The following is a 23,281-nucleotide window of genomic DNA, read 5'->3' on the forward strand; positions in this document are numbered from 1 at the left end:
TCTTAAAGGGTTGGAGCAAGGTGGTCTGTTTTGACCGGATTAGCTTCAGCATACATGCAATGCCAATGCTATGGCCTCACATTGGTGGTGCGTTCTCCGTACCAGCACGGACGTAAATATGCCCGCCAGTACGGATTGCCGAGGGTAAAACAGAAGGGTTCCTTTGTGAAGGCCAATGCGTTGGCTCTTCACGCCACCTTCTTCTGTTCACTTCATGAAACCCCTCGCCTTTGGGCGCTGGCTGCCGGCTGCTGCCGTGGCGGCTGCGCTGCTTCCCGCCCCGCTGCTGGCCCAGAAGCTGGCCATCGAGAAAACCCACGACGTATCGGGCAAGGCCAAGCGCGGCTTTCTCGACGACGTGAAGATTGACGAGCCGGCCAACAAAGTCGACCTCGTGTTCTGCACCAAGGCCAACAACCGCAAGGTGAAGTTTGAAACCTATCATTTCGATAAGCAATTCAACTTCAAGGGCATGGACGAAAGCGAAGAGCCCGTGGAAAAGGTGAAGCGCTACAAGGGCGACCTCTACGACGTGCTGGGCGTGACCGTGGAGCCCAACATGATGGGCACGTTGGTGCTGCGCCGCAAGCAGGTGCACTACAAATGGGACTGGGTGTGGGGGGGCTACAACAAGAAGGTCGAAATACTGGAAAAGGTGAAGCCCCGCGGCGACAACGGCGCCTACTACCAATACCTCACCCACGCCGACTACGACCAGACCGGTACCGTGGTCGTCCTCACCTCCGTGAAGGACAAGCTGGGCAAGGGCATGGACCCGATGAAAATGTACAAGGAGTTTCACGTCCTCAAATTCAACAAAGACCTGGAGCTGGTGAGCGACACGCCGCTGAACTTCGAGAAGCCCATGAGCGTGGTGGAGGCCAAAAAACTGGACCCGCAGGGCGACCGCGACGAGGACGCCGATGACAGCGCCGACCCCGAATACGACTTGGGCTTCGTGTTTGCGCCCTCGCCGGCCGGGGGCAAAAAGAACGCCGACGCGCCCACCAACTACGCTTTCGTGCGGGTGGGGGCCGACACCAAGGAGCGCGAGCGGGTGGCCCTGGCCTCGCCCAACGGCGCCTGGCTGGTGAACGGCATGGCCCAGAGCGCCGACGGCACGCTCTCCCTCTTCGGCCCGGCCAACGACAAGGCCGACGAGTACTTCGCCCAATACATTCCGTCGCTGGTGGCCAACGGCGGCACCCGCGAGCCGGAGGAAGAAAACTTCAAGGCCAAAAACTTCCAGCTGGCCCAAATAAAAGGCGGCGCGGTGCGCTACCTCACCAGCACGCCGATTGACGACTTTGAGAAGAAGCTGCAAACCCCGCCCACTCAAAAGCGCACGCCCGAATACACCGGCAAGCGCTTCAAGGTGACGGGCGGCACGGTGCTGCCCAACGGTGACCTGCTCATTCAGGGCCAAGCGTTTAAGTTCGAGCGCAAGGGCCTGATTGGCACGGGTGCCCCCAAAACGGCGGCGTTTGGCGGCGGGTTGGTGGGCGGCCTGACCAGCCTGGCCGGCAAGGGCGGCACCAGCATGAGCAGCTCCGAAACCCTGAAAGACTACCGCGACGTGATGATGTTTCACTTCGACCCGCAGGGCCAGCTGCGCGCCCAGTACGGCGTGCGCCGCCAGGAAAACAACAAGTTCAGCGAGCAAAACCCCAACGAGCAGCATACCTACCTCGGCCAGGACGGCCGCAGCGTGTACTGGATGATAGGCGAAATCACGGGCGTGCGCGAAATGGGCGGCATGGAGGCGGGCACGGCCAAGGTGCTGTATTACCCCGCCGTGGCCAAAATCGACCTGGCTTCGGCCAAGCTCAGCAACTTTGCCAAATTCGGCAACGAGCAGTATTTCCTCAACAACTCGATGCCGCAGCTGCCCATGGGCGGCAGAAACAGCATCGTGTACTTCGGCGAAAACCGCAGCGGCAAAACCATGTGGTTCGGCCAGATGCCCTTGGAGTAGGGGAGGGAACGGGCGTCGTCGGGTGTAAAAGGACGTCATGCTGGCGCTGCGCTCAGCATGACGTCCTTTTTTATTGATTGTTGACCAATTCTCAGGCCTTCACCCGTTTGGCCAGATACTCTTCCCGCGCTTCTTCCAGCTGGCGCAGCAGTTCGGCGCGCCGGGCCAGCAGGTCCTGGCCCACCGCGGGCATGCTGCGGAACAGGCGCAGGGCGCGCAGCCGGTCCAGGCGCGGGGCCAGCGTGTTCCAATAGCTCAGGGCGTAGAAGCCGGTGAGGGGCAGGCTGAGCACGTAGAGGGCCGTGAGGCGCCAGTCGTGCGTGAGCCAATGCTGCACGGCCGCGGCCTGCAGCGCGTAGGCCAGCGGAAACGTGAGCATGCCCACCACCAGCATGATGGGCGCCACAAACGCAATGTCGTCGGTGGCGCGCTTGGCTATCATCGACGGCAGGATGTAGGGCAGGTAGTTGTTGAGGAGCCCATACAGCCACACCGGCGCGCCCAGCACCAGGTTGAGCAGGCCGGCCACGGTGCCGCGGCGCTGGCCTTCCACGGCCTCGTCGGTGAGGCGGTGGCGGCGCAGCTCGGCCAGGTAGGCCTGAAACTGGAGGCGCATGGCCACCAGGCGCGTGGGCGCGTGCTGCTCAAACCAGGCCAGCGCCTGCAGCAGCGTCTGGCTAAGCTGAAAGTTGTCGTAGAGCGTGTCGGGGTTGTCGTCGGGGTTGAGGTGGTCGCCGAAGGTGCGCTCCACCTGCTGCACAAATTCGTCCTCGGCCGCGTCGCGCGTGATGACCAAGCGCCGCTCCAGCGCCTCCCGAATGGCGTCGGTGAGCTGGTCGGCGGCGGCTTCGGGGTCTTGGGCGTAGGCGGCGGCGTAGTCGGCCACCACGATGGGCGGGGCCACGTTCAGCAACACGTCGGAGCGGAAGCGCGCCGGGTCGAAGTAGTTAGTGGCAATGGGTATCACTTTCAGGCCCAGCGCGAAACCGTGGCGGGCTTCGGCGCCCAGCGCAATGCGGGCGGCCCCGGTTTTGAGGGGGCGCAGGCGGCGCTCGGTGACGCTGGTGCCCTCCGGGAAAATCATGATGGTGCCGCGCCGGTCCAGGTAGTCGTAGCAACGGCCGAAGCTGGCCTCGTTCTGGGCGGCCAGCTGCTCGGGCGTGGCGGGCGCGGCACCGCTGTCGACGTCCTGCCGCCGGTAGATGGGAATGGAGTTGCCCGACTCCATGATGGCCCGAATGACGGGGTTCTTGAAAAACGTGCTCTTGGCCAGAAACGCCACCGGCTGCCGCGTGTGAATGGCCGTGAGCAGCGGGTCCATGAGCGTGTTGGGGTGGTTGCCGGCGAAGAGCAGCGGGCCGGGCAGGTTGAGGCGTTCGCGGTGCCGTACCTCCATGCGCCGGAAAAACACCCGCAGCGCCACCTGCACCAGCGGTTTCATCACAGTATAAAAGAGCATGGGCCGAAAGCAGTTAGGCCCGCGAAGGTAGGCGGTGGCCCACGAATGCGCCAGGCCCGCCCACGCGCCTACTGCGCCGAAAACCGGAAAGCCGCCGGCGTCAGCCCCGTCTTGCTTTTGAACAGCCGCGTGAAGTACTGCGGGTACTCAAACCCCAGCTGAAAAGCCGCCTCGTTCACGGTAAGCGAAGTGCTCAGCAGCAGGTGTTTGGCCTTCTCGATGAGGGCGTGGTGCAGGTGCTGCTGGGTGCTCTGGCCGGTGAGGGTGCGCAGCATGTCGCCGAGGTAGGCCGGCGACACGTGCAGGGCATCGGCGAAGTGCTGCACGGTGGGCAGCGGCCGTTCTCCCGCCCGCGCAAAATACTCCGTCACCAAGGCCTCGAAGCGGCTGAGCAGGTCGTGCTCGGGCGTGCGCCGCGTCAGAAACTGCCGGTGGTAGAAGCGGTTGGCGTAGCTCAGCAGCAGGTCGAGCTGCGAAATGAGCACGTCCTGGCTGAAAGCATCGATGGGCTGCTCGTATTCGGCTTTGATGTTGCGCAGCAGGCCATCCAGCACCGCTTCTTCTTTGGCCGAAAGGTGGAGGGCCTCGTGCACGTCGTACGAGAAGAAGCCATAGCTCAAAATCTTCTTAGCCAGTGGGTATTTCGTCAATAAATCGGGGTGAAACACCAGCATCCAGCCGCTGATTTCCGACAAATCCAGCGTTTCGTCGATGGCAAACACCTGGCCCGGGGCCTGAAACCCCAGCACGCCCTCGCCAAAATCGTAGGACTGCCGGCCATAGTAAATGGTGCCTTTTAGTCCCTTTTTCAGCCAGATGCTGTAGAGTTGCGGCACTACCGGTGTGATGCCCTTGGGCGGGGCCTGCCCGCGCGACTCGCTCAGGTCCAGGATGGTGAGCAAGGGGTGCGCCGGCGCCGGTTTCCCGCAAAAGCGGGTATAGTCCGTGACGGTGTGCAGCACCTGAAATTCTTTGCTGGGCGGTTTCATCGGGTGTCGGGAAGCTGGTTAAACTGTTCGGCTCGGAAAAGCCAGGATTTTTGGGCACAGCGCGGCGTGAAATTGCACCCGGTTGAATCCGGGCGGGGCCTGCGCCGCCGGAAACGAACTCGGGAAGGAGGAATGACCAGCGTTGGCTGCCACGTGGTGCGTGCCGCCGCCCAACGGCCTAGAAGCCTTCCGGATACGCTGCGCCCGCTTGGCTGCCCACCGGCATGATGGCTTCCAGCTCTGCCAACTCGGTCGGGCTGAGCGGCATAGTAGCCGCCGTTACGTTGGCTTCCAGGTACTTGCGGCGCTTGGTGCCCGGAATGGCTACTACGTCCTGCGCCAGCACCCAGGCCAGCGCCAGCTGCGCGGCCGTCACGCCTTTGGCCTCGGCCAAAGCCCGCAGCTTCTCCACCAGGGCCAGGTTTTTGTAGAAATTCTCGCCCTGGTAGCGCGGAAAGAAGCGGCGCGAGTCATTCGGCTCGAAGTCATCGGGCGTTTTGATGTCGCCCGACAGAAAGCCCCGGCCCAGCGGCGAATAGCCCACGAAGCCGATGCCCATGGCGCGCGTGGCCTGCAGCACGCCGCTTTCTTCCACGCCGCGGTCGAAGAGCGAATACTCGGTTTGCAGGGCCGTGATGGGGTGCACGGCGTGTGCCCGGCGCAGGATGTCGGCCGACACTTCGCTCAGGCCCAGGTAGCGCACTTTGCCTTCTTCCACCAGCCGGCTCATGGCGCCCACGGTGTCTTCGATGGGCGTGGCGGGGTCCACGCGGTGCAGGTAGTACAGGTCCACGTAGTCGGTGCCGAGGTTGCGCAGCGAGCGTTCGATGCTTTTGCGCACGTACTCGGGCCGGCCGTTGTAGCCGCCCGTCCAGGTTTCGTGGTCGTCGACTTCGAAGCCGAACTTGGTGGCCAGAATCACGTCGGCGCGGCGGCCGGCAATGGCGCGGCCCACCAGCCGCTCGTTCAGGGCGGGGCCGTAGAGGTCGGCCGTGTCGAGCAGGTTCACGCCCAGCTCCAGGGCCCGGTGGATGGTGGCCACGCTTTCCGCTTCGTTGGCCTCGCCGTACACGCTCATGCCGTTCACGCCGGCCGTCATGCCCATGCAGCCGAGTCCTTCGATGGGGACGTGCAAGCCCTGGCTGCCCAGGGGAACTGTTTTAATGGTGCTCATCATGAATAAATTAGGCGGGTTGGTTGATAAGGCAAAGGTCCGGCCCCGTCCCGGGCCCTGCCTTATACAAACCCCCGCTTCTGCAACACAAAACGCCGCCCCCGCCCGCTTGCCAACGCAAACGCGCCGCCCCGCCCGAAGGCGAAGCGGCGCGCGGCCGGCTGTAGCAGGCTGAAATCCTTATTTCTTGCGTTTGGCGGCCTTCTCTTTGGCTTTGATTTTTTCTTCTTCGCGCTTCAGCTTGGCCTTTTCCTTTTTTTCGCGCTCTTCTTCCATCTTCTTGCGCTTGCCGGGGTGCAGCGCATCAAAAGACTTGATTTTGGCGAGGCTGTCGGCCACCACCATTTCCCGGCGGGAGGTGACGCGGCCGCTCAGCGACACGTGGTCGCCTTCGTTGATTTGGGTAGTGGTGCCGTCTTTGGACGTCACGAGCCCCGTGGTGCTGATGGTGGTGCCGTTGAGGAGCTGCTTGTCGGCGGTGAGCGGGTTGGTCACCCCAAACTCGGTCAGGATGATGCGGCCCTTTTGCATGGTCAGTCCGTCTTTCACGCCCTCGCCGGTGGCGGCCAGTTTTACCCGGGCGGGCACGGCGCCACCCGGTCGGCGCGGCGGCAGTTTTGTTTGAGCCTGGGCCACGGTGCCCTGCATAACCAATAGAAGAAGGGCGGCCCAAATGAGTTGCGGGTATTTCATGGAAAAATTAAAAATGAAATAATTTAAACAGCAGTATGAATCCCTATTAGAACGCAAGTTACACATTTTATTGTGTCGGTCTTCATCTTGTCTTAATGTACGAGTGCAAAACTGCTTAAGGTTTTAGTTGGCGCGAAATGTCAACTTTTGACGGGATAATTCCGTTCAGAAACAGCCTGTTCAATTTTGATGCCTGTTTGTGATGCGCCCCCGCGGGTGGCGTGTTTGCGCAGGTAGCCGAATGCAGAGCGCGCCGCCGATAACTTGCCGGCGCACTCTGCATTCGGCTACTCCCAACGACCTTTCGGCAATGGATTACAAAGACTATTACAAAACGCTGGGCCTCGACAAAAACGCCACGCCCGACCAAATCAAAAAAGCTTACCGCAAGCTGGCCCGCCAGCACCACCCCGACGTCAACCCCAACGACAAAACGGCGGAGCAGAAATTCAAGGAAATCAACGAGGCCAACGAAGTCCTCAGCGACCCCGAGAAACGGAAGAAGTACGACCAGTTTGGGGCCGACTGGCAGCGTTACCAACAGCAGCCCGGCGGCGGCCCGCCCGGTGGGGGCTTCGACTGGAGCCAGTACACCCAAGGCGGCGGGGGCGGCTTCGGGGGCGGCCAGGGCAGCCCCTTTGGCGAGGGCGAGGACTTTTCCGACTTCTTCAGTTCGCTCTTTGGCGGCATGGGCGGTGGGGGAGGGCGCAGCACCCGCCCCGGCGCCGGCCAAGACTACCAGGCCGAGCTGGAGCTGAGCCTGGAAGAAGCCTACCGCGGCGGCCCGCGCACCATCACTGTCAACGGCAAAAACCTGCGCCTGACCATTCAGCCCGGCGTGGCCGATGGCCAGACCATCCGGCTGCGCGACCAGGGCGGCCCCGGCCGCAACGGCGGTCCCAACGGCTCGTTGCTCATCACCTTCCGCATTCGGCCCGACGCCCGCTACGCCCGCACCGGCGACGACCTGACCCAAGACGTGCCCGTGAGCATCTACAAAGCGCTGCTGGGCGGCGAGCAAACCGTGGACACGCTCAGCGGCCCCGTCAAAATCAAGCTCAAGCCCGAAACCCCCAACGGCACCCGCCTGCGCCTGCGCGGCAAAGGCTTTCCGGTGTACCGGAGAGAAGGCCAGTTCGGCGACCTCTACCTGCGCCTGAACCTGACGCTGCCCCAGCACCTCACCGACCAAGAAAAAGACCTCATCAAGCAGCTGGCGGCCCTGCGGCCCGATGCCTAACCCCTTGTTGTTATGGAAACGCACCTCATCACCCTCACTTTCCAGGAGTGCAACGTCCGCTACGGCCTGGCGCCCGCCGAACTGCACGAGTTTTTGCAGGCCGGCCTGCTGCGGGCCGCGCCCGCGCCCGAAACCGTCATCGTGGACGAGCCCGACGAGCTGCCCCGCCTGGCCCGTCTCTACCACGAGCTCAGCCTACCCCCCGAAGCGCTGGATGTGATACTGGCCATGCGCCAGCGGTTGGTGCGCCTGCAGGCCCTGCTGGCCCATGAAACCGCCCGCGCCCGGCAGCTGGAAAACTTCCTACGCGGAAATGGTGCCGTGGAAGAACTGTAGGTCCCCACGTTTCGGCTTCATGCAATTCAAGGTAGGCACAAGCCTTTAAAATTGCGTCTGCGCCAAGTTGAGTTTTGGTGTATTTGTGGGCTCCTGGGGTTACTAAACTCATTCCCTGACCTGGTTTCGTAAAATTTGATAGGTAGACGGGTTTCGTAAACTCAACATATGCAGTAGAATGCGGCTACAAGTGCACATGGAGCTAGCGGGCGGGGTAGTTTAGTAGTTCATTCAACGGAGCCTATCTTGCCGTCGTGCCGGGCCTTGTTAGCTAGGCCCTTTTCTCCATGCGCTTGCAAACACTGGTTCCACACGTGGCGGGGCGCCCCCTGCTTAAGCCTTGTTCCGGCGCTGCCTGCTAGGGGCCGTGCTCCTGGGGGCGGGGCTGTGCTTCGCCCTGGGCTACCGCCTGCCCTGGCGGGACCGCCACCCCGACTGGCCCGCGTTTCCGCGCACCACCAACCCGCGCCTGGTGGTGGAGAAAATTCCCGACTTCGCCGCCCGCTACGGCCGTCGCTTTCCCGCGGTGCTGGCCCGGCCGTGGGCCCGACAGGACGACTTTGCCGACGTGTACCGCCTCAACCTGCGCCACGTGCGCGCGCTGGGATACCAGGTAACGGAGAACCACTTTGAGCCGCGCTTCTCGCTGGGCTTGCACTGGACCAGCCCCAACGACCCGGGACGGAGCGAGGGCTTGCCCACGCGGGTCGGGTTCTATACCGAAGGCTACGTGTACGTGCAACTGCGCCTGGGGGAGGAGACCGCCTGCTTCAAACTCCCGTCGTTCGGCCCGGAGGGGGAAATGGTTCGGTTCTATCAATACAACGTTCCCCGGTCTTGTGGGGATACCTTGTATTTGCGCTATTGGGACTCGGATTATCGGGTGGTGTGCCGCTGAGTACGGGCCTTGCCTTTGTGAGCGCCCCCGTCCTTTCCCCAGTGTTCGGGCCGCCAGCTAGGTGCGGGCGTTGGCGGTCAGCAGTTGGAAGCATGCGTGCAGCAGCACGGCGTTTTTGTCCCGCCACCCCGCGTCGAGGGTCGTGATGTGCAAGACATTGGCGGAGCGCGAAAACAGGGAGGGCGCATCAGGTTCCATCGGGCAAAGACCAGGGGCAAAGTGCGGCTAAGGTAAGCCCACCTCAGCGCAAAGACTTGCTGTAGGTTGGTGCGTTCATCCCAAGGCCGTTAGCCCATCATAGAGCGTACAAACTGACAGGTGATACGTATATTGACATCTTTCTTTCAGCTCTTGCGACTCTGCCACACGCTTACAACTGGTGGTTATGTTTTCAGGTACGTCCCTCATCCCCGAATTAGCTGGGGTGCGTCGCACATGGCGCACTGTGTATCCCCACGGCGATGGCGCCGTGCCCGTTCAATTGGCTAGCAGCGCCATACGGGAGTTGTCGCGACAGATGCTGCTCAACCAATTTGTTTTTATTCACGACGTGCGCGCGCAGCAGCCGGTGTTCGTCAGCGCCGGGATAGAGCGGGTGCTGGGCTACCCCGCCACCGAATTCAGCGTCACACGGCTTTACCAAAGCATTCACCCCGACGATGTGGCGGCTGTGGGCCGGGCCACGGTGCTGTCGGCTGAATACGCGGCCCGCTACCGGGCCGACACACTGGGCCAAGTGTTCAGCACGGCCTACCGGTTGCGCCACCACCAAGGGCATTACGTGCGCGTGCTGCGCCAGAACTACGGGCTCTCGGCTGATGAGGAAGGCAACGTGCTGCTCATTGCGAGCATTTACACCGACATCAGCGCCCACAAGTTCGGCGATGAAGTCACCTGTCACTGCACCGACGAACGCCTGCAGCGACGTCTGGAGCAGGAAATGGGCTCGCTGCGCCCCCGGTTGAGCCACCGCGAGCAGGCCGTGCTGGGCTTGGTGCTGGCCGGCTGCAGCAGCCGCGAAATTGCCACGGAGTTGCATCTGAGCGTGCACACCGTTAATACCCACCGGCGCAATATTGCCCGCAAAACCCGTCGCCGTTACCGACTGGGGCCGTCAACTGACTAGCCGTTCGTTCGCTAACGCCCAATGCTGACGCCCGCGGGGCGGGGTCCAACTACGCTGGCCAAGAAATCCAGCAGCAAGGCGTTGAAGGCCGCAGGATTTTCCAGGAAAGGCGTGTGGCCCGCACCGGGCACCACGTGTAGGGGGGCGCCCCAGCGGGCAGGCGCCGCCACCTGCTCAAAATAGCGGAAGTGCAGCAGGGGGTCAGCCTCGCCCGCCGCAAAGGCGAGGGGCACCCGCGTAGCGCGCGCAATGGCCGTTTCGTCCGGAATCTCCCCCGCTGCCAGGGCGCTGCCTATCGCCGCCCGCAGGCGCCCGTCGGCCCGGCGCAGGGCGCTGTCAACCACCTGCTGCACTTCAGCCGAGGCCCCCGGGCCCAGGCACAGGGCCACCAAATCGGCACGTTGCTCGTTGCTTACCGCGGCCTGATAGAACGATTGGCCGCGCTCGTCAAGCGCGAAGGCGGCGGCCACGTCGTCGGGCACGTTGACCGGGGGAGTGCCCACGGCAAGCAGGCCGCGCAGCGAAGGCACAGCGGGCAAGGCGTGTAGGCCCAGATGGCCGCCGTAGGAATGCCCCACCAGCAACGCCGATTGGATTCCTAGCGCCCCAATGGCTTCGCACAGCACTTCCTGGAACTGGCGAGGATGGTAGCACGCCGGCGCATCGGGCGAGGCACCGCACCCGGGCCAATCCAGCGCCACCAGATGCAAGTGCTGCAGCTCTGGCGCATCGAATTGATGCTGGAACGTGCTGGCAGCAAGTGAGTTGCCGTGCAAGAACAGGACGGGTTGGCCGGTGGGGTCGCCGGCCTGATAAGTGGCAATTGTAACGCCGGAAGCCAGCGGCCGAAGAGTGAATTGCATCAGGAAAACGTCTGAAAGCTTATTCGCAATAGTACATGCAAGAATCAGAATGATATAGCAATTTCTGCCTCTTGCTGCCAGTGCTCAACGCAGAAGCGGGCCTCCTCGCCGAGCCGCAGCGCGGCCCACCTTCAGCCCTTCAAGCGGCAATTCAGCGGTGCGGAGACTGAGCGGCGGGCCAACTAATGCCGGTGCTACAGAGGGCCATGCGGCCGCAGCGGTATTGTGGGTGGGCACCGGGAATTTTACCTAAAATAGGTATTGTGCGATTGTACCTTTTGTACAAATATTTGTGATGGCGTTTGCGGTAAACAATGGGTTTCTAAATAACAGGCTCTGCTACTGTTGAGCTTGTTGGCTGTGGGGGCCTGCGGGTTTTCATGGCATGTGGTTGCGGCATTGCTGGCATTAGAGGCTGGCCATACTCGGCAATTCCCGGGCCGCGCGTCATTCCATTTCACTCAGCTCAGTCCTGCTTCAACGCCCATCGGCCCCTGTTTAACCTCTTAAGATTTGCCTATATGAGAAACTTCTTACCTCATTGGTCTTGCAAAACCTCACCGTGGCGGCCCAGCGCAGCTTATTGGGTCTGGCTGTTTGTGGCCACGCTCTTGGCTGGTCGGGCACTGGGCCATGGCGCCCCCGGGCCGGCCGGTGCGCCGCCCGCGCTGGCGTCCATCCTGAACCCTGACGGGACGGTGAAGGCCGGCGCGCGCGGCTCATTTCGGGCAGAGGGCCTTCGCCTGAGCACAACGGCCGATGGCCGGCCCGCTTTCCGGCCCATGGCGCCCCGCGGGGCTCTGGGCCCCGGCGATAACAATTGGTCGGATGCTTTTGGGGTGAACGGCGTCACGGGGCAGGTGCTGGCGCTGGCGGCCGATGGCAGCGGCAACCTGTATGTAGGCGGCAACTTCCGGGGAGCCGGCAACGTGGTGGCCAACGGCATTGCCAAGTGGAACGGCACGGCGTGGTCGGCCGTGGGCGGCAGCCTGGCCGGCACTAGCGGGCAGGTTAGTGCATTGGCATTCGACGGCAGCGGCAACCTGTACGCCGGGGGCACATTTACCTCAATTGGTGGGGTCAGCGTGCACGGCATAGCCTACTGGAACGGCAGCAACTGGGCCGACGTGGGCGGCGGGATGCGCTTCAATACCGGAGAGGGGAGCGTGGCGGCGCTCGCATTCGACACAAACGGCAATTTGTACGCCGGCGGAAGGTTCACTTCGGCGGGGGGCGTGACCACCAACGGCGGCATCGCCCGCTGGGACGGCAGCGCCTGGACCGCGCTGGGCACGGGCATTGGCGGCGGCACGGTATCGGCCCTGGCCGCGGGCAGCGCCGGCACCCTGTACGTGGGCGGCTCGTTCACCACCGCCGGCGGCGTAGCCGTGCAGAACGTGGCCCGGTGGAGCGGCACGGCGTGGTCGGCCTTGGTAATTAGTACCATCAGAGGCGTGGGCGGCACGGTGCGGGCCATTGCGGTGCTGGGCTCTAACGTAATCGTGGGCGGCAGCCTGTTAGATTCCAGCGGTAGCTTCTGCACCCTGATACGCTGGACGGGCACCACCTGGTCCACCATGCAATCGACGACTTCCACCTCCGAGGGCGTGTATTCGCTGCGCAACGACGGCTCCGGCAACTTGTACGTGGGCGGTGATTACGCTGCCTACGGTGGCACTTCCGGGAGCACCGTCGCCAAACTAAATTCATCGTTGGCGTGGTCGTCGATAACCACCGGCAGCAAAGGCACGGTGTCGGCCTTGGCCGTGAACAGCAGCGTGCTGTACGCCGGCGGGCAATTGCAGGTGATAGGGAATGCGGCCGTATCCAACGTGGCCAAGTACACCTTTAGCCTGAGCAGCTGGGCGCAGCTAGGGACGCTGGCGCCGGCCGGTGGCATGGGCAGCTCCGTGTCAGCGGTGGCCGTGAACGCCAGCGGCACGGTATACGCGGGCGGCACCTTTCTGCGGGCGGGCGACACCCCTGCCAACTACATAGCCAGCTGGAACGGAAGCACTTGGTCGGCCTTGGGCACCGGCTTGAATGGCAATGTGAATGCCGTGGCCGTGGACGGCAGCGGCAACGTGTACGCCGGGGGCGATTTCACCACCGCCGGCGGCGCCGCGGCCAGCCGCATTGCCAAATGGAACGGCACGGCGTGGAGTGCCCTGGGCAGCGGCCTGAACGGCAACGTACAGGCCTTGGCCGTGAGCTCGACGGGCATCCTGTACGTGGGAGGGACTTTCAGCGACGCCGGAGGAGTGGCCGTTACCAACGTTGCCCGCTGGGACGGCACAGCGTGGTCGGCCATGGGCACCGGCTTGGGCTTTAGCGGAGTGTTTTCCCTGGCCGTGGATGGTACCGGCAATGTGTACGCCGGGGGCGCTTTCACCTCAGCGGGCAGCACCACCGTGAACGGAATAGCCCGGTGGGATGGCAGCGCCTGGACGGCCCTGGGCGGCGGCGGGCTGGGGTCGTTTGGCCAAGCCCAGGCCCTGGCGGTAGACCCGAGCGGTGCCTTGTACGTAGGGGGCAACTTTGGCAGCGCCGGCGGCGTTACGGCCGCCAACATCGCCAAATGGAACGGCACAACTTGGTCGGCCCTGACCAGCGGAACCGACCAACCGGTCAGAATGCTGGCCGTGGACGGCAGCGGCAACGTGTACGCCGGGGGCGATTTCACCACCGCCGGCGGCGCCGCGGCCAGCCGCATTGCCAAATGGGACGGCACGGCGTGGAGTGCCCTGGGCAGCGGCCTGTCCGGCTCGGTAACGGCCGCGGCGCTGGACGGCAGCACCGCGCTGTACGCAGGGGGCAATTTTATTGCCGTGGGCGACGGCAGCAAAATCACCATGAACCTGGGGCGCTATACCTTGGCGGCCCCGCAGCCTGTTCTCACCGGCATCAGCCCGAGCAGCGGCCCGGTGGGCACCTTGCTCACCCTGACGGGCACCAACCTGTCGGCCACCGTCATCACCTTTGCCGGCACTTCGAATAATACCGTTACCACGGGCTTCACCATCAACCCGGCTCGGACGCAAATTACCAACGTGGCGGTGCCGGCGGGCGCCACCACCGGCTCCGTGACGGTGACCACTGCGGCCGGCACCAGCAACGGGGTGCTCTTTACCCTTACGGCCCCGTTGGCCCTCACCAGCACTACCCCGGCCGCCAACGCCCGCGCCGCGACGGCTACCGGCCCGGTGTCGGCCAGCTTCGACCGGCCAATGGATGCGGCCTCGACGGCCGCGCTGAAGGTGTTCAGCGCCCAGCGCGGCGGGCAGCGGGCGGGCCGCAGCGGCAGCAGCACGGTGAGCACGAACACCGTCAGCTTTGCTCCTTCGTTCAGCTTCCGGCCCGGTGAGGCGGTGCAGGCCACCGTCACCAGAGGGGCCACCGCGGCGGCCGGAGGTACATTGCCCACGCCCCGGGTGTGGCAGTTCACGGCCGCCGTGAGCGGCGGGGTGGGCTTGTTTAACGGCGGGCTCGACCCCAACCTGGGCAATCAGCCCTCGGGGGTGGCGATGGGCGATATGGACGGCGACGGCGACCTCGACCTGGTAGTGGCCAGCAATTACGCCGCGGGCAGCTCTAACCCCGCCTTTGCCACGCTGGGAGTGCGCCGAAACGACGGCAACGGCGTGTTTAGCAACGGGTCCGACAACAGCGCAGGGCTCAGCCCCCAGAGTGTGGTGCTGGCCGACGTGGACGGCGACGGCGACCTCGACGTGCTGGCGGCCAGCAGCACCAGCACCGGCACGGTGACCGTGCTGCTCAACGACGGCAGCGGCACCCTGACCAACGCGCCCAGTGTGAACGTGGGCAGCAGCCCGCAGGGGGTGGCGTTGGGCGACGTGGACGGCGACGGCGACCTCGACCTGCTGGCGGCCAACTCTGGTAGCAACACCGTGAGCGTGCGGTTCAACAACGGCAGCGGCACTTTCGGCGGCGGCTCCAACGTGGCCGTTGCCAACGCGCCCACCTGCGTGGCCCTAAACGACGTGGACGGCGACGGCGACCTGGACCTGCTCACGGCCGGAAACGGCACCAGCGGCACCATCAGCGTGCGGCTGAATGCCGGGGACGGCACTTTTGGCGGCAGCACGCAGGCGGCCGTAGGCAATTCGCCGCTGGGCCTGGCCCTGGGCGACGTAGATGGCGACGGCGACGCCGATGTGCTGACCGCCAACTACACCGCCAACACGGTGAGCGTGCGGCTTAACAGCGGTGGCGTGCTGGGAGGTACTCAGGAAGTGAACGTGGGCGACCATCCGCGGAGCGTGGCCCTGAGCGACGTGGACGGCGACGGCGACTTGGACCTGCTCACGGCCAACGAATTTGCTTCTACCGTGAGTGTGCGCCTCAACAATGGCAGCGGCGTATTCGCCGGGGGGACTGACTACGGCGTTGGCAATTTTTCCAACACCGTGGCCCTGGGCGATGTGGACGGCGACGGCGACGTGGACGTGGTGACGTCGAATGGCACAAATACCAGCACCACCACGGTGAGCGTGCGCTTCAACCAGGCCCCACCCGTGCTCACGGCGCTTACCCCCGCCTCGGGCCCGATAGGTTCCACCATCACCATTGCGGGCACCAACCTCAACAACGCGCTCAGCGTGAGCTTCAACGGCACGGTGGTGGCGCCGGCCGCCTTCGTCAGCAGCTCGGCTACCCAACTCGTGGTGAACGTGCCAACCGGCACCACCACCGGCAACGTGACCGTGACCACCCGCGGCGGCGTAAGCAACGGCCTGCTCTTCACGGTGACCGTGGCACAGCTGCTCGTGAGCCAGGGCAGCACCAACTACCCCAGCGCCGGCACCGCCTACGGCTTTGCCGGCCAGGTGGTGGGCACCACCAGCCCGGCCGTGACGTTCACCCTCAACAACCCCGGCGGTGCGCCTCTGCTGATTTCCAACATAACGGGCACGGGAGATTTTGCCCTGAGCGGGGCTTATCCGACCAGCGTAGCGGCGGGCGCCACGGGCACGTTCGATGCCACTTTCACCCCGGCCGGCCTGGGGGCGCGCACCGGCACCATGGTTATCAGCTCCAACATTGGCACATACACCCTGAACCTGACCGGCGCGGGGCTGCAGCCGGTGCCCACGCTGAGTAGCATCAACCCCGCCAGCGGGTATGCGGGCTCGGTTGTCAGCCTGGCCGGCGTGGCTCTGGATAATGCGTCGGCCATCACCTTCACCGGGCCAGGCGGTAGCCTCGCCACCACCAGCGGCTACGTGGTGAATGCCGCCGGCACGCAAATCAGCGGGGTGCGGGTGCCGGCGGGCGTTGCCGTCGGTTCCGCCACGGTCACCGTGACCACGCCGGGCGGCACCAGCGCCGGCGTGCCCCTCACCGTGACGCTGCCGCCACCGGTGGTGAGCGGCTTCGGCCCGAGCACTGGCCCCGTGGGAACGTCTGTTACCCTTGTCGGGCAGTACTTCAACGCCGCCTCGGTCATCACCTTCACCGGGAGCAGTGGCAACACGGTTAGCAGCGGTTTCGTCGTGAATAGCGCCGGCACCCAGATAACCGGCGTGGTGGTGCCGGCCGGGGCGCTTAGCGGCCCCATCAGCGTCACCACACCCATTGGCACGGGCAAAAGCGCTGCGGTATTCACGCTTATTGGCTCGACGTCCAATTTTGTTTACACCGGCGGCCCGCAAACGTATACGGTCCCGGCCGGCGTGACGCGGCTGAAGGTAGATGCTTATGGTGCGTCCTCCGCTGGTTCCAGTTATGGCTTGGGCGGGTGGGTTAAAGCTACCATTAAAGTTGTGCCGGGCGAAGTACTTACGCTAGTGGTTGGGGGCAAAGGCACGGCTGGCACCGACAATGTTATGGGCTCGGTGGGTCAGGGCGGCTATAACGGTGGTGGCAACAGTGGGGCGGTTATATCGGGCTCTTGCCGGGCTGGCGTGGGTGGCAGCGGAGCTTCTGACATACGCCGCGTGCCCAATGCCAGCGTCAGCAATCCTTTCGGAGGCAGCACGCTCGCCAATACGCTGGACAGACGCCTGCTGGTAGCCGGAGGTGCCGGAGGAAGCGACAACCTCGGTGGCGGTTCGGCCGGCCTTCCAGGCGGCGCCATCTACTACAACCCCGGCGTGGGCGGTGGGGCCGGCACCAGCGGCGGGGGCGGCGCAGCCGGCCGCGGCACCCGCTACACGGGCACGGTGTCGGCTACGGCCGGAAGCCTGGGCCAGGGCGGCACCGGTGCCAACGGGGTGAGCACATTCACTGGCTGCGGACGCTATACGGGCCACGGCGGCGGCGGCGGCTATTATGGCGGCGGCGGCGGCGATGGCGGTGTTATCACCAAATGCGGATTGAGTGGCGGAGATTATTACTATGCCGGCGGCGGCGGCGGCGGCGCCAGCTATGTGGAGCCTACGGCCTTGGCCGCCGGCACTGCCCCCGACTACAACTACAATACCTCTGGGGTGGACGGCAGCCTGACCTTAACCCCGGTCTACGCCGCCCCCATCCTGACCAGCTTCAACCCGAGCAGCGGCAACGTGGGCAGCACCGTGGCCCTCAGCGGCTCCGACCTGACGGGAGTCACGGCCATCACCTTCGCGGGCTCCGGCAACAACGTGGTTACGTCGGGCTTTGTCGTGAACGCGGCCGGCACCGGCATCACGGGCATCGTGGTGCCCGCGGGCGCCGTCACGGGGCCGGTCACGGTCACGACGGGTAGTGGCGCCAGCAATTCGCTCAACTTCTCGGTGGGGGCCTTCACCCCGCCCGCCATCGGCAATTTCCAGCCGGGCAACGGCACCACGGGCACATCGGTCGTCATCAGCGGCAATCAGTTCAGCCGCCCGGCGGCCGGCGGGGCCGGGGCCAACAAGTCGGCCACTGTTTCGGAAGTCACCTTCAACGGCATTCCGGCCACGTTCACGGTCCTGTCGCCATCGCAGGTGAGCGCCGTGGTGCCCCCGGGCGCCACTTCGGGCCCCATCGTCGTTTCCAACGCCGACGGCACCGCCGCCAGCGAAAAGCCCTTCGTGGTGAACCTGAACGTGACCACCGGCTCGGCGCTCAGCCCCATCAGCGTGCCGGCCGGCTCCTACGGCACCATCACCGTGTCCGGGGCGGGCACGGCCGAACTTAGCGGCGCCACCACCATCACCAACGGGTTGGTGGTGCAAAGCGGGGGCACGCTGCTCACCAACTGCCAGCCCCTGACGGGTCCGGGCGACTTCACGCTGGCCGACGGCGCCACGCTGCGCATTTGCGACGTCGACGGGCTGAGCCTGAATGCGAGCGCCGGAGCCGTGCAGGTGTACGGTACCCGCACGTTCGGCCCCAACGCCCGCTATGAGTACGGCGGCAGCGCGGCCCAGGTAACGGGAACGGGCCTGCCGGCCACCGTGGCCGACGTCACCATCGCCAACGCCGCCGGCGTAACCCTGACCAATCCCACGACCACTATTTCGGGAACGCTGACCCTGGCCAGCGGAGGCCTGACGGTGCCGGAAGGCAATGCCCTGACCATTGGCAGCGGAGCCACGGCCATCACCGAAACTCGCGTGATTGACGGGGTCGGCTCGTTTGTGCTCGGCGACGGTGCAGTGCTCAAAACGGCAAACCTAGCGGGCATCAGTGCGCTTGGCAACGCGACGGGCGCCGTGCAAACCACAACGGCGCGCACCTTCGACCCGGGGGCCAGCTACGAATACAACGGCACGGCTGCACAAGTCACGGGTTCCGGTTTGCGGGACGACGTCCGCAACCTGACCATCAACAACGCCGCCGGCGTAGCGCTGACCCACGACGTGACCGTCAACGGCGCCTTGTCCATGACCAGCGGCGTGCTGACCACCGGCGCCCGCACCATTGCGCTGGGCACCGCGGGCACGCTCTCGGAACAGGAAGCCAGCTACGTGCTGGGCAAGGTGACGGCAAACCGTACGTTGGACCCCGGCGTTTCGGAATCTTTTGGCGGGCTCGGGCTGACGCTGGCCGCCGCGGCGGGCTCGGCGGCCCCCGGTGCGACGTTGGTTGCGCGCACGACCGGAACCGCCCTGCTCGGAGCGGGCACGAGCCAGAGCATCCTGCGCTACTTCGACATCCAGTCCGCCGTCAACACGGGCCTGAACGTGGCCATGGACTTTAAGTACTTCGACCACGAGCTCAACGGCATTCCAACCACCAATCTGGCCCTGTTCCGCTCGGTGAGCGGAGCCAAGCCTTGGATGCCCCAGCGCGGCACCCTGGCCGGCCCAAATCTGGTCACCCAAACGGGCATCACCGACTTCGGGGTCTGGACGCTGGGAAATTCGGCCAATCCGCTGCCCGTCGAATTGACCAGCTTCACCGCCACTGCCGAGAGCCCGGCCGCGGTGCGTCTGGCCTGGGCCACGGCCTCGGAGAAAAACAGCGCCGCGTTCGAGGTGGAGCGCAGCACCGACGGCTTCCACTTTGCCGCGGTCGGCACGGTGGCCGCGGCCGGCACCAGTACATCCGCTCGGCACTACGCTTGGCTCGATGCCCACCTGCCCGCCGGCGTTGCCACGCTTTACTACCGTTTGCGCCAGGTTGACGCCGACGGCAGCGCGAGCCATTCGGCGGTACGAACCGTGGCCTTGAAAGGTGCCGCGGCCGGCCTGGCCGTCTTCCCCAACCCGGCCCACGCCGGGGCCACGCTCACGGGCGCCCGGCCCGGCGCAGTGGTGACGGTGTTCGATGCCCTGGGCCGTGCGGTGAGCGCAGGCACAACCGATGCCAACGGCACGGCAGTGCTCACCCTCCCCGAGGGGCTACCCAGTGGCGTGTACGTGGTGCGCAGCGGCCCCCAAGCTGTGCGGCTGACGGTAGAATAACTGGGCACCAAGCCGCAACAACCAAGAAGCCCCGGCGCCTGGCGCCGGGGCTTCTTGGTTGTTGCGCCAATGACGGCAGGGGCATAGCGTATAACAAACGCAGTAGCGCTAGGTGCGAACCTAGATTCGCGAAACCAAGAAGCAGGTAGTCCGGTCGAATTCGCTCCCTGCGGCGATAACACGAGTCTGCATTATTAGCCCGAAGCGTCCGTTACGCTACCGCCAGCGCCAGTACCAGCCCCGCCAACGTAGCACCCAGCTTAGGCCAGTTGAGCCGGTGCTCCGGGCTGGTTTCGAAGAGGATGGTGGTGGAGACGTGCAGAAAATTGCCGGCCACCAGGCCCAGCAGCGACGCGTACAGCCCACTGCTGAGCAGCTTGCTGAGCACCACGTAGTTGCTGAACACGATGCCCACGGGCGATGCCAGCGCAAAAATGAGCAGCCCGGGCCACACCCGCCGAAAGCTGCCCAGCCGCAGCCGCAGCAGCGTGGCCAGCGCAAACGCGGCCGGCACGTGGTGCAGGGCCACGCCCACCACAATGGCGTAAAAATTCTGGCTTATCTGGCCCACCTCGGGCGTGTGCACCAGAATGCTGCCTTCCAGAAACGAATGCACCACCAGCGCCGCCAGCAGCAGAAACGGCACCCGGCTCACGCCCGCGTGCGCCCCGTGGGCCGGCTCGTGGTGCACGTGCCCGTGCTCCACGCCCTGCGATAGCACTTCGAGCAGCAACTGCCCAAAAAATCCCGCCAGCACCCAGTAGCCCACCCGCGTAGGCTGTTCGGGCAGCAGTTGCAACGCCTCCGGCAAAATGTGCGTGACCGTGAGCGTAAACAAGTAAGCCCCGCTAAACGCCAGCAGCGGCTTCAGCCAGCGGCTGCCCTGCGCCACCGGCACCCTGGCCGCCGCGGCGCCCGCGCCCAGCACCGTCAGCAGGAGCAAAAAAATAGCAAACCCCATGGCGAAAAATGAGGAATGAAGCACGCAGCATGCGGAACAAGCAGCCGGCCGCAACCAAGCACTCGTTCCGCATGCTGCGGGCCTCATTCAAAAGCAGCGGCAGCCCAGCCGTCAACCGACGGGCCAGGCTGCCACCCAACTAGTTACTCTGAAATCGATGTAGCGCCTTAGCGCTGAATCTCGTGCCCGTTCTCGGCAGTATCGGCTTGGCTCGATTTGCCGGCGTCGTTCAGCTTGCCGCGCTTGCGCAGGCCCTCCTCGGCGTTGGCCGAAATGGTGGATTCCACCTTGGGCTGCGGGCGCACGTCGAGGTCGGCCGACGAACTCACGGGCTTGGTGATGGCGGCGCCCTTGGCTTGGTTGGGAGCGTAGGCCGTGTTCTGGTCAAAGTTGTCGCTGGGGCGGGTGCCCGGCGCAATCATGTCGAGGGATACTTTGTCGTCGGGGCGCCAGTCAGACGGCTCGCTGCTGCAGGACGTCAGGGCCAGGGAAGCGGCGGCCACGGCCAGCAGCAAGGTGGGGGTCAGTTTCATCGGGGTAAAATTAGCGGGAGATTGATTGCGAAAACAAGCGGGGCCGGGGCACGCGCCTCGTTCCCAGATACTGGCGTCGGAATTAAACGGTTGTCGCACCGGCTTCGGCGGGCAGCAGGTTTTTGCGGCGCAGCAGGGCCTCAAACAACTTGCGGTCGTTGTCGGCGTTGAAAATCTTGTAGGGCAAATGTAAAAACACCGGCACGTCGAAGGTGCGCGCCAGCCACAGGCGCCAGGCCGCGAGGCCTTCGGGCGGGGTGCCGGGCTTCAGGTACAGCAGGTAGGCATCGGCGTCGCGGCGGGCGCGGTCTATCATGTCCCAGCTCAGCTGCATGGCCTTGCCTTCCTTGTCGGGGCCCACGCGCAGCAGCAACTGCTTGTTGTCCATCTCGAACGCCATGCGCTCAAACAAGGGCTTGCTTTGCTCCATCTGCGTAATGCCCGTCACCTGGGCCGAGCGGAACAGCACAAACAGGATGGTGAGCACCACGGCCAGGGCAATCCACCACCACGAAGGCAGGAAAATGGCCGGCAGCAAGCCGAGCACAAACGGAATGAGGGCGTATACCCAGTCTTTTTTCCACACCTCGCCCATCACCATCTTGGTGTAGGCGTCGGTGGTGAGCTGCGATTTTTTGGTGCGAATGGCCAGCGGCGATGCCTGCTGGGCCTGGCGGAAGCCGCCGCCTCCGCCCCGTTGGTTGGGTTGGTTCATTTCTTATTAATGAAAAGGTAGCCCGTCATGCCGAGCGCAGCGCAGCACGACGGGCTTATATTTTTTTAATACGCTTTCAAGCTCAAATCCAAGCTCTTAACCGAATGGGTCAGGGCGCCCACGGAGATGTAGTCGACGCCGGTGCGGGCCACGTCGGCAATGGTTTGCTCGGTGATGCCGCCGCTGGCCTCGGTGGGGTAGCGCCCGGCCACCAGGGCCACGGCCTCGCGCAGCAGCTCCGGCCGCATGTTGTCGAGCATGATGCGCGTGATGCCACCGGCATCCAGCGCCTGCTGCACTTCCTCTAAGGAGCGGGTTTCGATTTCGATGGGCAGTTGCCGGCCCGTTTTCTCCAGGTAGGCGTGGGTGGCGGCAATGGCCTGCGCAATGCCGCCGGCGTAGTCCACGTGGTTGTCCTTCAGAATAATCATGTCGAACAGCCCGTAGCGGTGGTTCACGCCGCCGCCGATGAGCACGGCCCACTTCTCGCACAGCCGGAAGTTGGGCGTGGTTTTGCGCGTGTCGAGCAGCTTGGCGTGGGTTCCCGCAATCAAATTGTTCAGGTGGGCCGTGTAGGTGGCAATGCCGCTCATGCGCTGCATGCAGTTCAGCACCAGCCGCTCGGCAGTGAGGATGCTGCGGGCCGGGCCCTCCACCGTGAAGGCGATGTCGCCGTGCTTCACGGGCGTGCCGTCGGCCAGCAGTGGCGTCATGGTCAGGGCAGGGTCAACTTCGGCAAAAATCAGCGGGGCCAGCGCCATGCCGGCCAGCAGGCCTTCGCCCTTCACCAGCAAGTGGGCGCGGTTGCGCGCCTCGGCCGGAATGGACGCCAAGGCGGAGTGGTCGCCGTCGCCCACGTCCTCGGCCAGCGCCGTGCGAATGAAAGTGGTCAGGGCCTCGGGCGTGAGGTAGGAAGCGGGTGGGGTTTGCACGGCGCAAAGGTACGGCCCTTGCGGCGGTGGCGAAAGCCAAACAAAAAGCCCCGGCCTAATCAGGTCGGGGCTTCGGGCTTATTCTTTGGTAAAGTCCAGCGTATCAATCAGCGGGGCCCCGCGCGAAGGCTTTAGCTTCACAAACAGGCGGTAGGTGCCGCTCTTGCCGGTGTAGCGCCCGATGGCGTATTGAATGCCCTCTTGGCTCTGGCCCTGGTGGATAAACTCAAACGTGCTGGGCGCGTTCTTGGCGAAGATGTCCTTCATCACAATCTCGGCCTGCGTGGAGTTGTAGCTCTGCTTGTCGCCGTCGAACCCAATCTCCACGGTGGGGGCAAAGTACTGCGACAGCTCGCGGGAAGAGCCGTTGCGCAAGGCGGCGCGCACGGCCCCGAGGTTATCAGACTGCGCGTGGGCTGCACCCAGGCCCAGCAGGAATAGCCAGCTTAAAAATAACGTTCTAAACAAATAGCGTTTCATTATCGGGGTAATAAGTGCGTCATACGCGGCAGAATTGAAGCGAAAATGGTGCCAGGATAAAAAAGCAGGCGCG

Annotated in this window: 17 protein-coding genes; 6 read left to right on the forward strand and 11 right to left on the reverse strand. The window is 64.5% G+C overall.

From position 1 onward, the window contains the following. Positions 1-214 precede the first annotated feature (214 nt). Complete coding sequence (locus tag JAO73_RS02355) at positions 215-1,975, forward strand: hypothetical protein (protein WP_198975552.1); 1,761 nt, start codon at positions 215-217, stop codon at positions 1,973-1,975. Positions 1,976-2,066: 91 nt separating this feature from the next. Here the strand turns inward: JAO73_RS02355 and JAO73_RS02360 are convergent, their stop codons facing one another. The 4 genes from JAO73_RS02360 to JAO73_RS02375 all read right to left on the reverse strand — a co-directional run bounded on the left by JAO73_RS02360 (position 2,067) and on the right by JAO73_RS02375 (position 6,290). Beyond that, positions 2,067-3,434: a lysophospholipid acyltransferase family protein gene (locus JAO73_RS02360; protein ID WP_198975553.1), complete on the reverse strand. Its 1,368-nt coding sequence runs from the start codon at positions 3,432-3,434 to the stop codon at positions 2,067-2,069. A 68-nt stretch (positions 3,435-3,502) separates the two neighbouring features. Beyond that, on the reverse strand, positions 3,503-4,423 hold the full coding sequence (locus tag JAO73_RS02365; RefSeq protein WP_198975554.1) for a helix-turn-helix domain-containing protein: 921 nt from the start codon (positions 4,421-4,423) through the stop codon (positions 3,503-3,505). Between the two features lie 178 nt (positions 4,424-4,601). After that, positions 4,602-5,597, reverse strand: a complete 996-nt coding sequence (locus tag JAO73_RS02370; RefSeq protein WP_198975724.1) for an aldo/keto reductase — start codon at positions 5,595-5,597, stop codon at positions 4,602-4,604. Positions 5,598-5,777: 180 nt separating this feature from the next. Continuing rightward, complete coding sequence (locus JAO73_RS02375; RefSeq protein WP_190926794.1) at positions 5,778-6,290, reverse strand: DUF6799 domain-containing protein; 513 nt, start codon at positions 6,288-6,290, stop codon at positions 5,778-5,780. 310 nt (positions 6,291-6,600) lie between these two features. On the opposite strand from JAO73_RS02375, the gene JAO73_RS02380 reads away from it, so the two are divergent. From JAO73_RS02380 to JAO73_RS02390, 3 genes are all read left to right on the forward strand, one after another. Continuing rightward, positions 6,601-7,530 carry a DnaJ C-terminal domain-containing protein gene (locus JAO73_RS02380; protein ID WP_198975555.1) on the forward strand — a complete coding sequence of 310 codons (930 nt, stop codon included), beginning with the start codon at positions 6,601-6,603 and terminating at the stop codon, positions 7,528-7,530. A 12-nt stretch (positions 7,531-7,542) separates the two neighbouring features. Next, the gene (locus JAO73_RS02385) at positions 7,543-7,866 is read left to right on the forward strand and encodes a chaperone modulator CbpM (RefSeq protein WP_198975556.1); all 324 of its coding nucleotides are present in this window, start codon (positions 7,543-7,545) and stop codon (positions 7,864-7,866) included. A gap of 340 nt (positions 7,867-8,206) precedes the next feature. Then, on the forward strand, positions 8,207-8,764 hold the full coding sequence (locus tag JAO73_RS02390) for a hypothetical protein (protein WP_198975557.1): 558 nt from the start codon (positions 8,207-8,209) through the stop codon (positions 8,762-8,764). A 57-nt stretch (positions 8,765-8,821) separates the two neighbouring features. Here JAO73_RS02390 and JAO73_RS02395 read toward each other — a convergent pair whose 3' ends face one another. Next, positions 8,822-8,962, reverse strand: coding sequence for a hypothetical protein (locus JAO73_RS02395; RefSeq protein ID WP_198975558.1), 141 nt, complete (start codon positions 8,960-8,962; stop codon positions 8,822-8,824). A 319-nt stretch (positions 8,963-9,281) separates the two neighbouring features. Here JAO73_RS02395 and JAO73_RS02400 point away from each other — a divergent pair, with 319 nt between their 5' ends. Next, the gene (locus JAO73_RS02400; protein ID WP_198975559.1) at positions 9,282-9,890 is read left to right on the forward strand and encodes a LuxR C-terminal-related transcriptional regulator; all 609 of its coding nucleotides are present in this window, start codon (positions 9,282-9,284) and stop codon (positions 9,888-9,890) included. Between the two features lie 11 nt (positions 9,891-9,901). Here JAO73_RS02400 and JAO73_RS02405 read toward each other — a convergent pair whose 3' ends face one another. Then, on the reverse strand, positions 9,902-10,753 hold the full coding sequence (locus JAO73_RS02405; RefSeq protein ID WP_198975560.1) for an alpha/beta fold hydrolase: 852 nt from the start codon (positions 10,751-10,753) through the stop codon (positions 9,902-9,904). Positions 10,754-11,352: 599 nt separating this feature from the next. On the opposite strand from JAO73_RS02405, the gene JAO73_RS02410 reads away from it, so the two are divergent. Beyond that, positions 11,353-19,587, forward strand: a complete 8,235-nt coding sequence (locus JAO73_RS02410; protein WP_198975561.1) for an FG-GAP-like repeat-containing protein — start codon at positions 11,353-11,355, stop codon at positions 19,585-19,587. A gap of 211 nt (positions 19,588-19,798) precedes the next feature. Here JAO73_RS02410 and JAO73_RS02415 read toward each other — a convergent pair whose 3' ends face one another. The 5 genes from JAO73_RS02415 to JAO73_RS02435 form a co-directional block, all read right to left on the reverse strand. Further along, positions 19,799-20,548, reverse strand: coding sequence for a ZIP family metal transporter (locus JAO73_RS02415; protein WP_198975562.1), 750 nt, complete (start codon positions 20,546-20,548; stop codon positions 19,799-19,801). A gap of 167 nt (positions 20,549-20,715) precedes the next feature. After that, positions 20,716-21,081: a hypothetical protein gene (locus tag JAO73_RS02420; RefSeq protein ID WP_198975563.1), complete on the reverse strand. Its 366-nt coding sequence runs from the start codon at positions 21,079-21,081 to the stop codon at positions 20,716-20,718. A gap of 82 nt (positions 21,082-21,163) precedes the next feature. Continuing rightward, positions 21,164-21,796 carry a hypothetical protein gene (locus JAO73_RS02425; protein WP_190926817.1) on the reverse strand — a complete coding sequence of 211 codons (633 nt, stop codon included), beginning with the start codon at positions 21,794-21,796 and terminating at the stop codon, positions 21,164-21,166. Between the two features lie 65 nt (positions 21,797-21,861). Further along, a complete protein-coding gene (gene nadC / locus JAO73_RS02430; RefSeq protein WP_198975564.1) occupies positions 21,862-22,728 on the reverse strand; it encodes a carboxylating nicotinate-nucleotide diphosphorylase in 867 nt (288 codons plus the stop codon). 78 nt (positions 22,729-22,806) lie between these two features. Next, positions 22,807-23,208 (reverse strand): DUF4783 domain-containing protein, encoded by a 402-nt coding sequence (locus tag JAO73_RS02435; protein ID WP_190926821.1) that lies wholly within the window; start codon positions 23,206-23,208, stop codon positions 22,807-22,809. Positions 23,209-23,281: the final 73 nt, after the last annotated feature.

This window comes from Hymenobacter miniatus (genome assembly GCF_016427455.1).
Classification (GTDB): Bacteria; Bacteroidota; Bacteroidia; order Cytophagales; family Hymenobacteraceae; genus Hymenobacter; species Hymenobacter armeniacus.

Excerpts from the sequence above, each read along its gene's own strand:
- JAO73_RS02355 (WP_198975552.1), top strand. The coding sequence starts at position 215 with ATGAAACCCCTCGCCTTTGGGCGCTGGCTGCCGGCTGCTGCCGTGGCG.
- JAO73_RS02360 (WP_198975553.1), bottom strand. The coding sequence starts at position 3,434 with ATGCTCTTTTATACTGTGATGAAACCGCTGGTGCAGGTGGCGCTGCGG.
- JAO73_RS02365 (WP_198975554.1), bottom strand. The coding sequence starts at position 4,423 with ATGAAACCGCCCAGCAAAGAATTTCAGGTGCTGCACACCGTCACGGAC.
- JAO73_RS02370 (WP_198975724.1), bottom strand. The coding sequence starts at position 5,597 with ATGAGCACCATTAAAACAGTTCCCCTGGGCAGCCAGGGCTTGCACGTC.
- JAO73_RS02375 (WP_190926794.1), bottom strand. The coding sequence starts at position 6,290 with ATGAAATACCCGCAACTCATTTGGGCCGCCCTTCTTCTATTGGTTATG.
- JAO73_RS02380 (WP_198975555.1), top strand. The coding sequence starts at position 6,601 with ATGGATTACAAAGACTATTACAAAACGCTGGGCCTCGACAAAAACGCC.
- JAO73_RS02385 (WP_198975556.1), top strand. The coding sequence starts at position 7,543 with ATGGAAACGCACCTCATCACCCTCACTTTCCAGGAGTGCAACGTCCGC.
- JAO73_RS02395 (WP_198975558.1), bottom strand. The coding sequence starts at position 8,962 with ATGGAACCTGATGCGCCCTCCCTGTTTTCGCGCTCCGCCAATGTCTTG.
- JAO73_RS02400 (WP_198975559.1), top strand. The coding sequence starts at position 9,282 with ATGCTGCTCAACCAATTTGTTTTTATTCACGACGTGCGCGCGCAGCAG.
- JAO73_RS02405 (WP_198975560.1), bottom strand. The coding sequence starts at position 10,753 with ATGCAATTCACTCTTCGGCCGCTGGCTTCCGGCGTTACAATTGCCACT.
- JAO73_RS02415 (WP_198975562.1), bottom strand. The coding sequence starts at position 20,548 with ATGGGGTTTGCTATTTTTTTGCTCCTGCTGACGGTGCTGGGCGCGGGC.
- JAO73_RS02420 (WP_198975563.1), bottom strand. The coding sequence starts at position 21,081 with ATGAAACTGACCCCCACCTTGCTGCTGGCCGTGGCCGCCGCTTCCCTG.
- JAO73_RS02425 (WP_190926817.1), bottom strand. The coding sequence starts at position 21,796 with ATGAACCAACCCAACCAACGGGGCGGAGGCGGCGGCTTCCGCCAGGCC.
- JAO73_RS02435 (WP_190926821.1), bottom strand. The coding sequence starts at position 23,208 with ATGAAACGCTATTTGTTTAGAACGTTATTTTTAAGCTGGCTATTCCTG.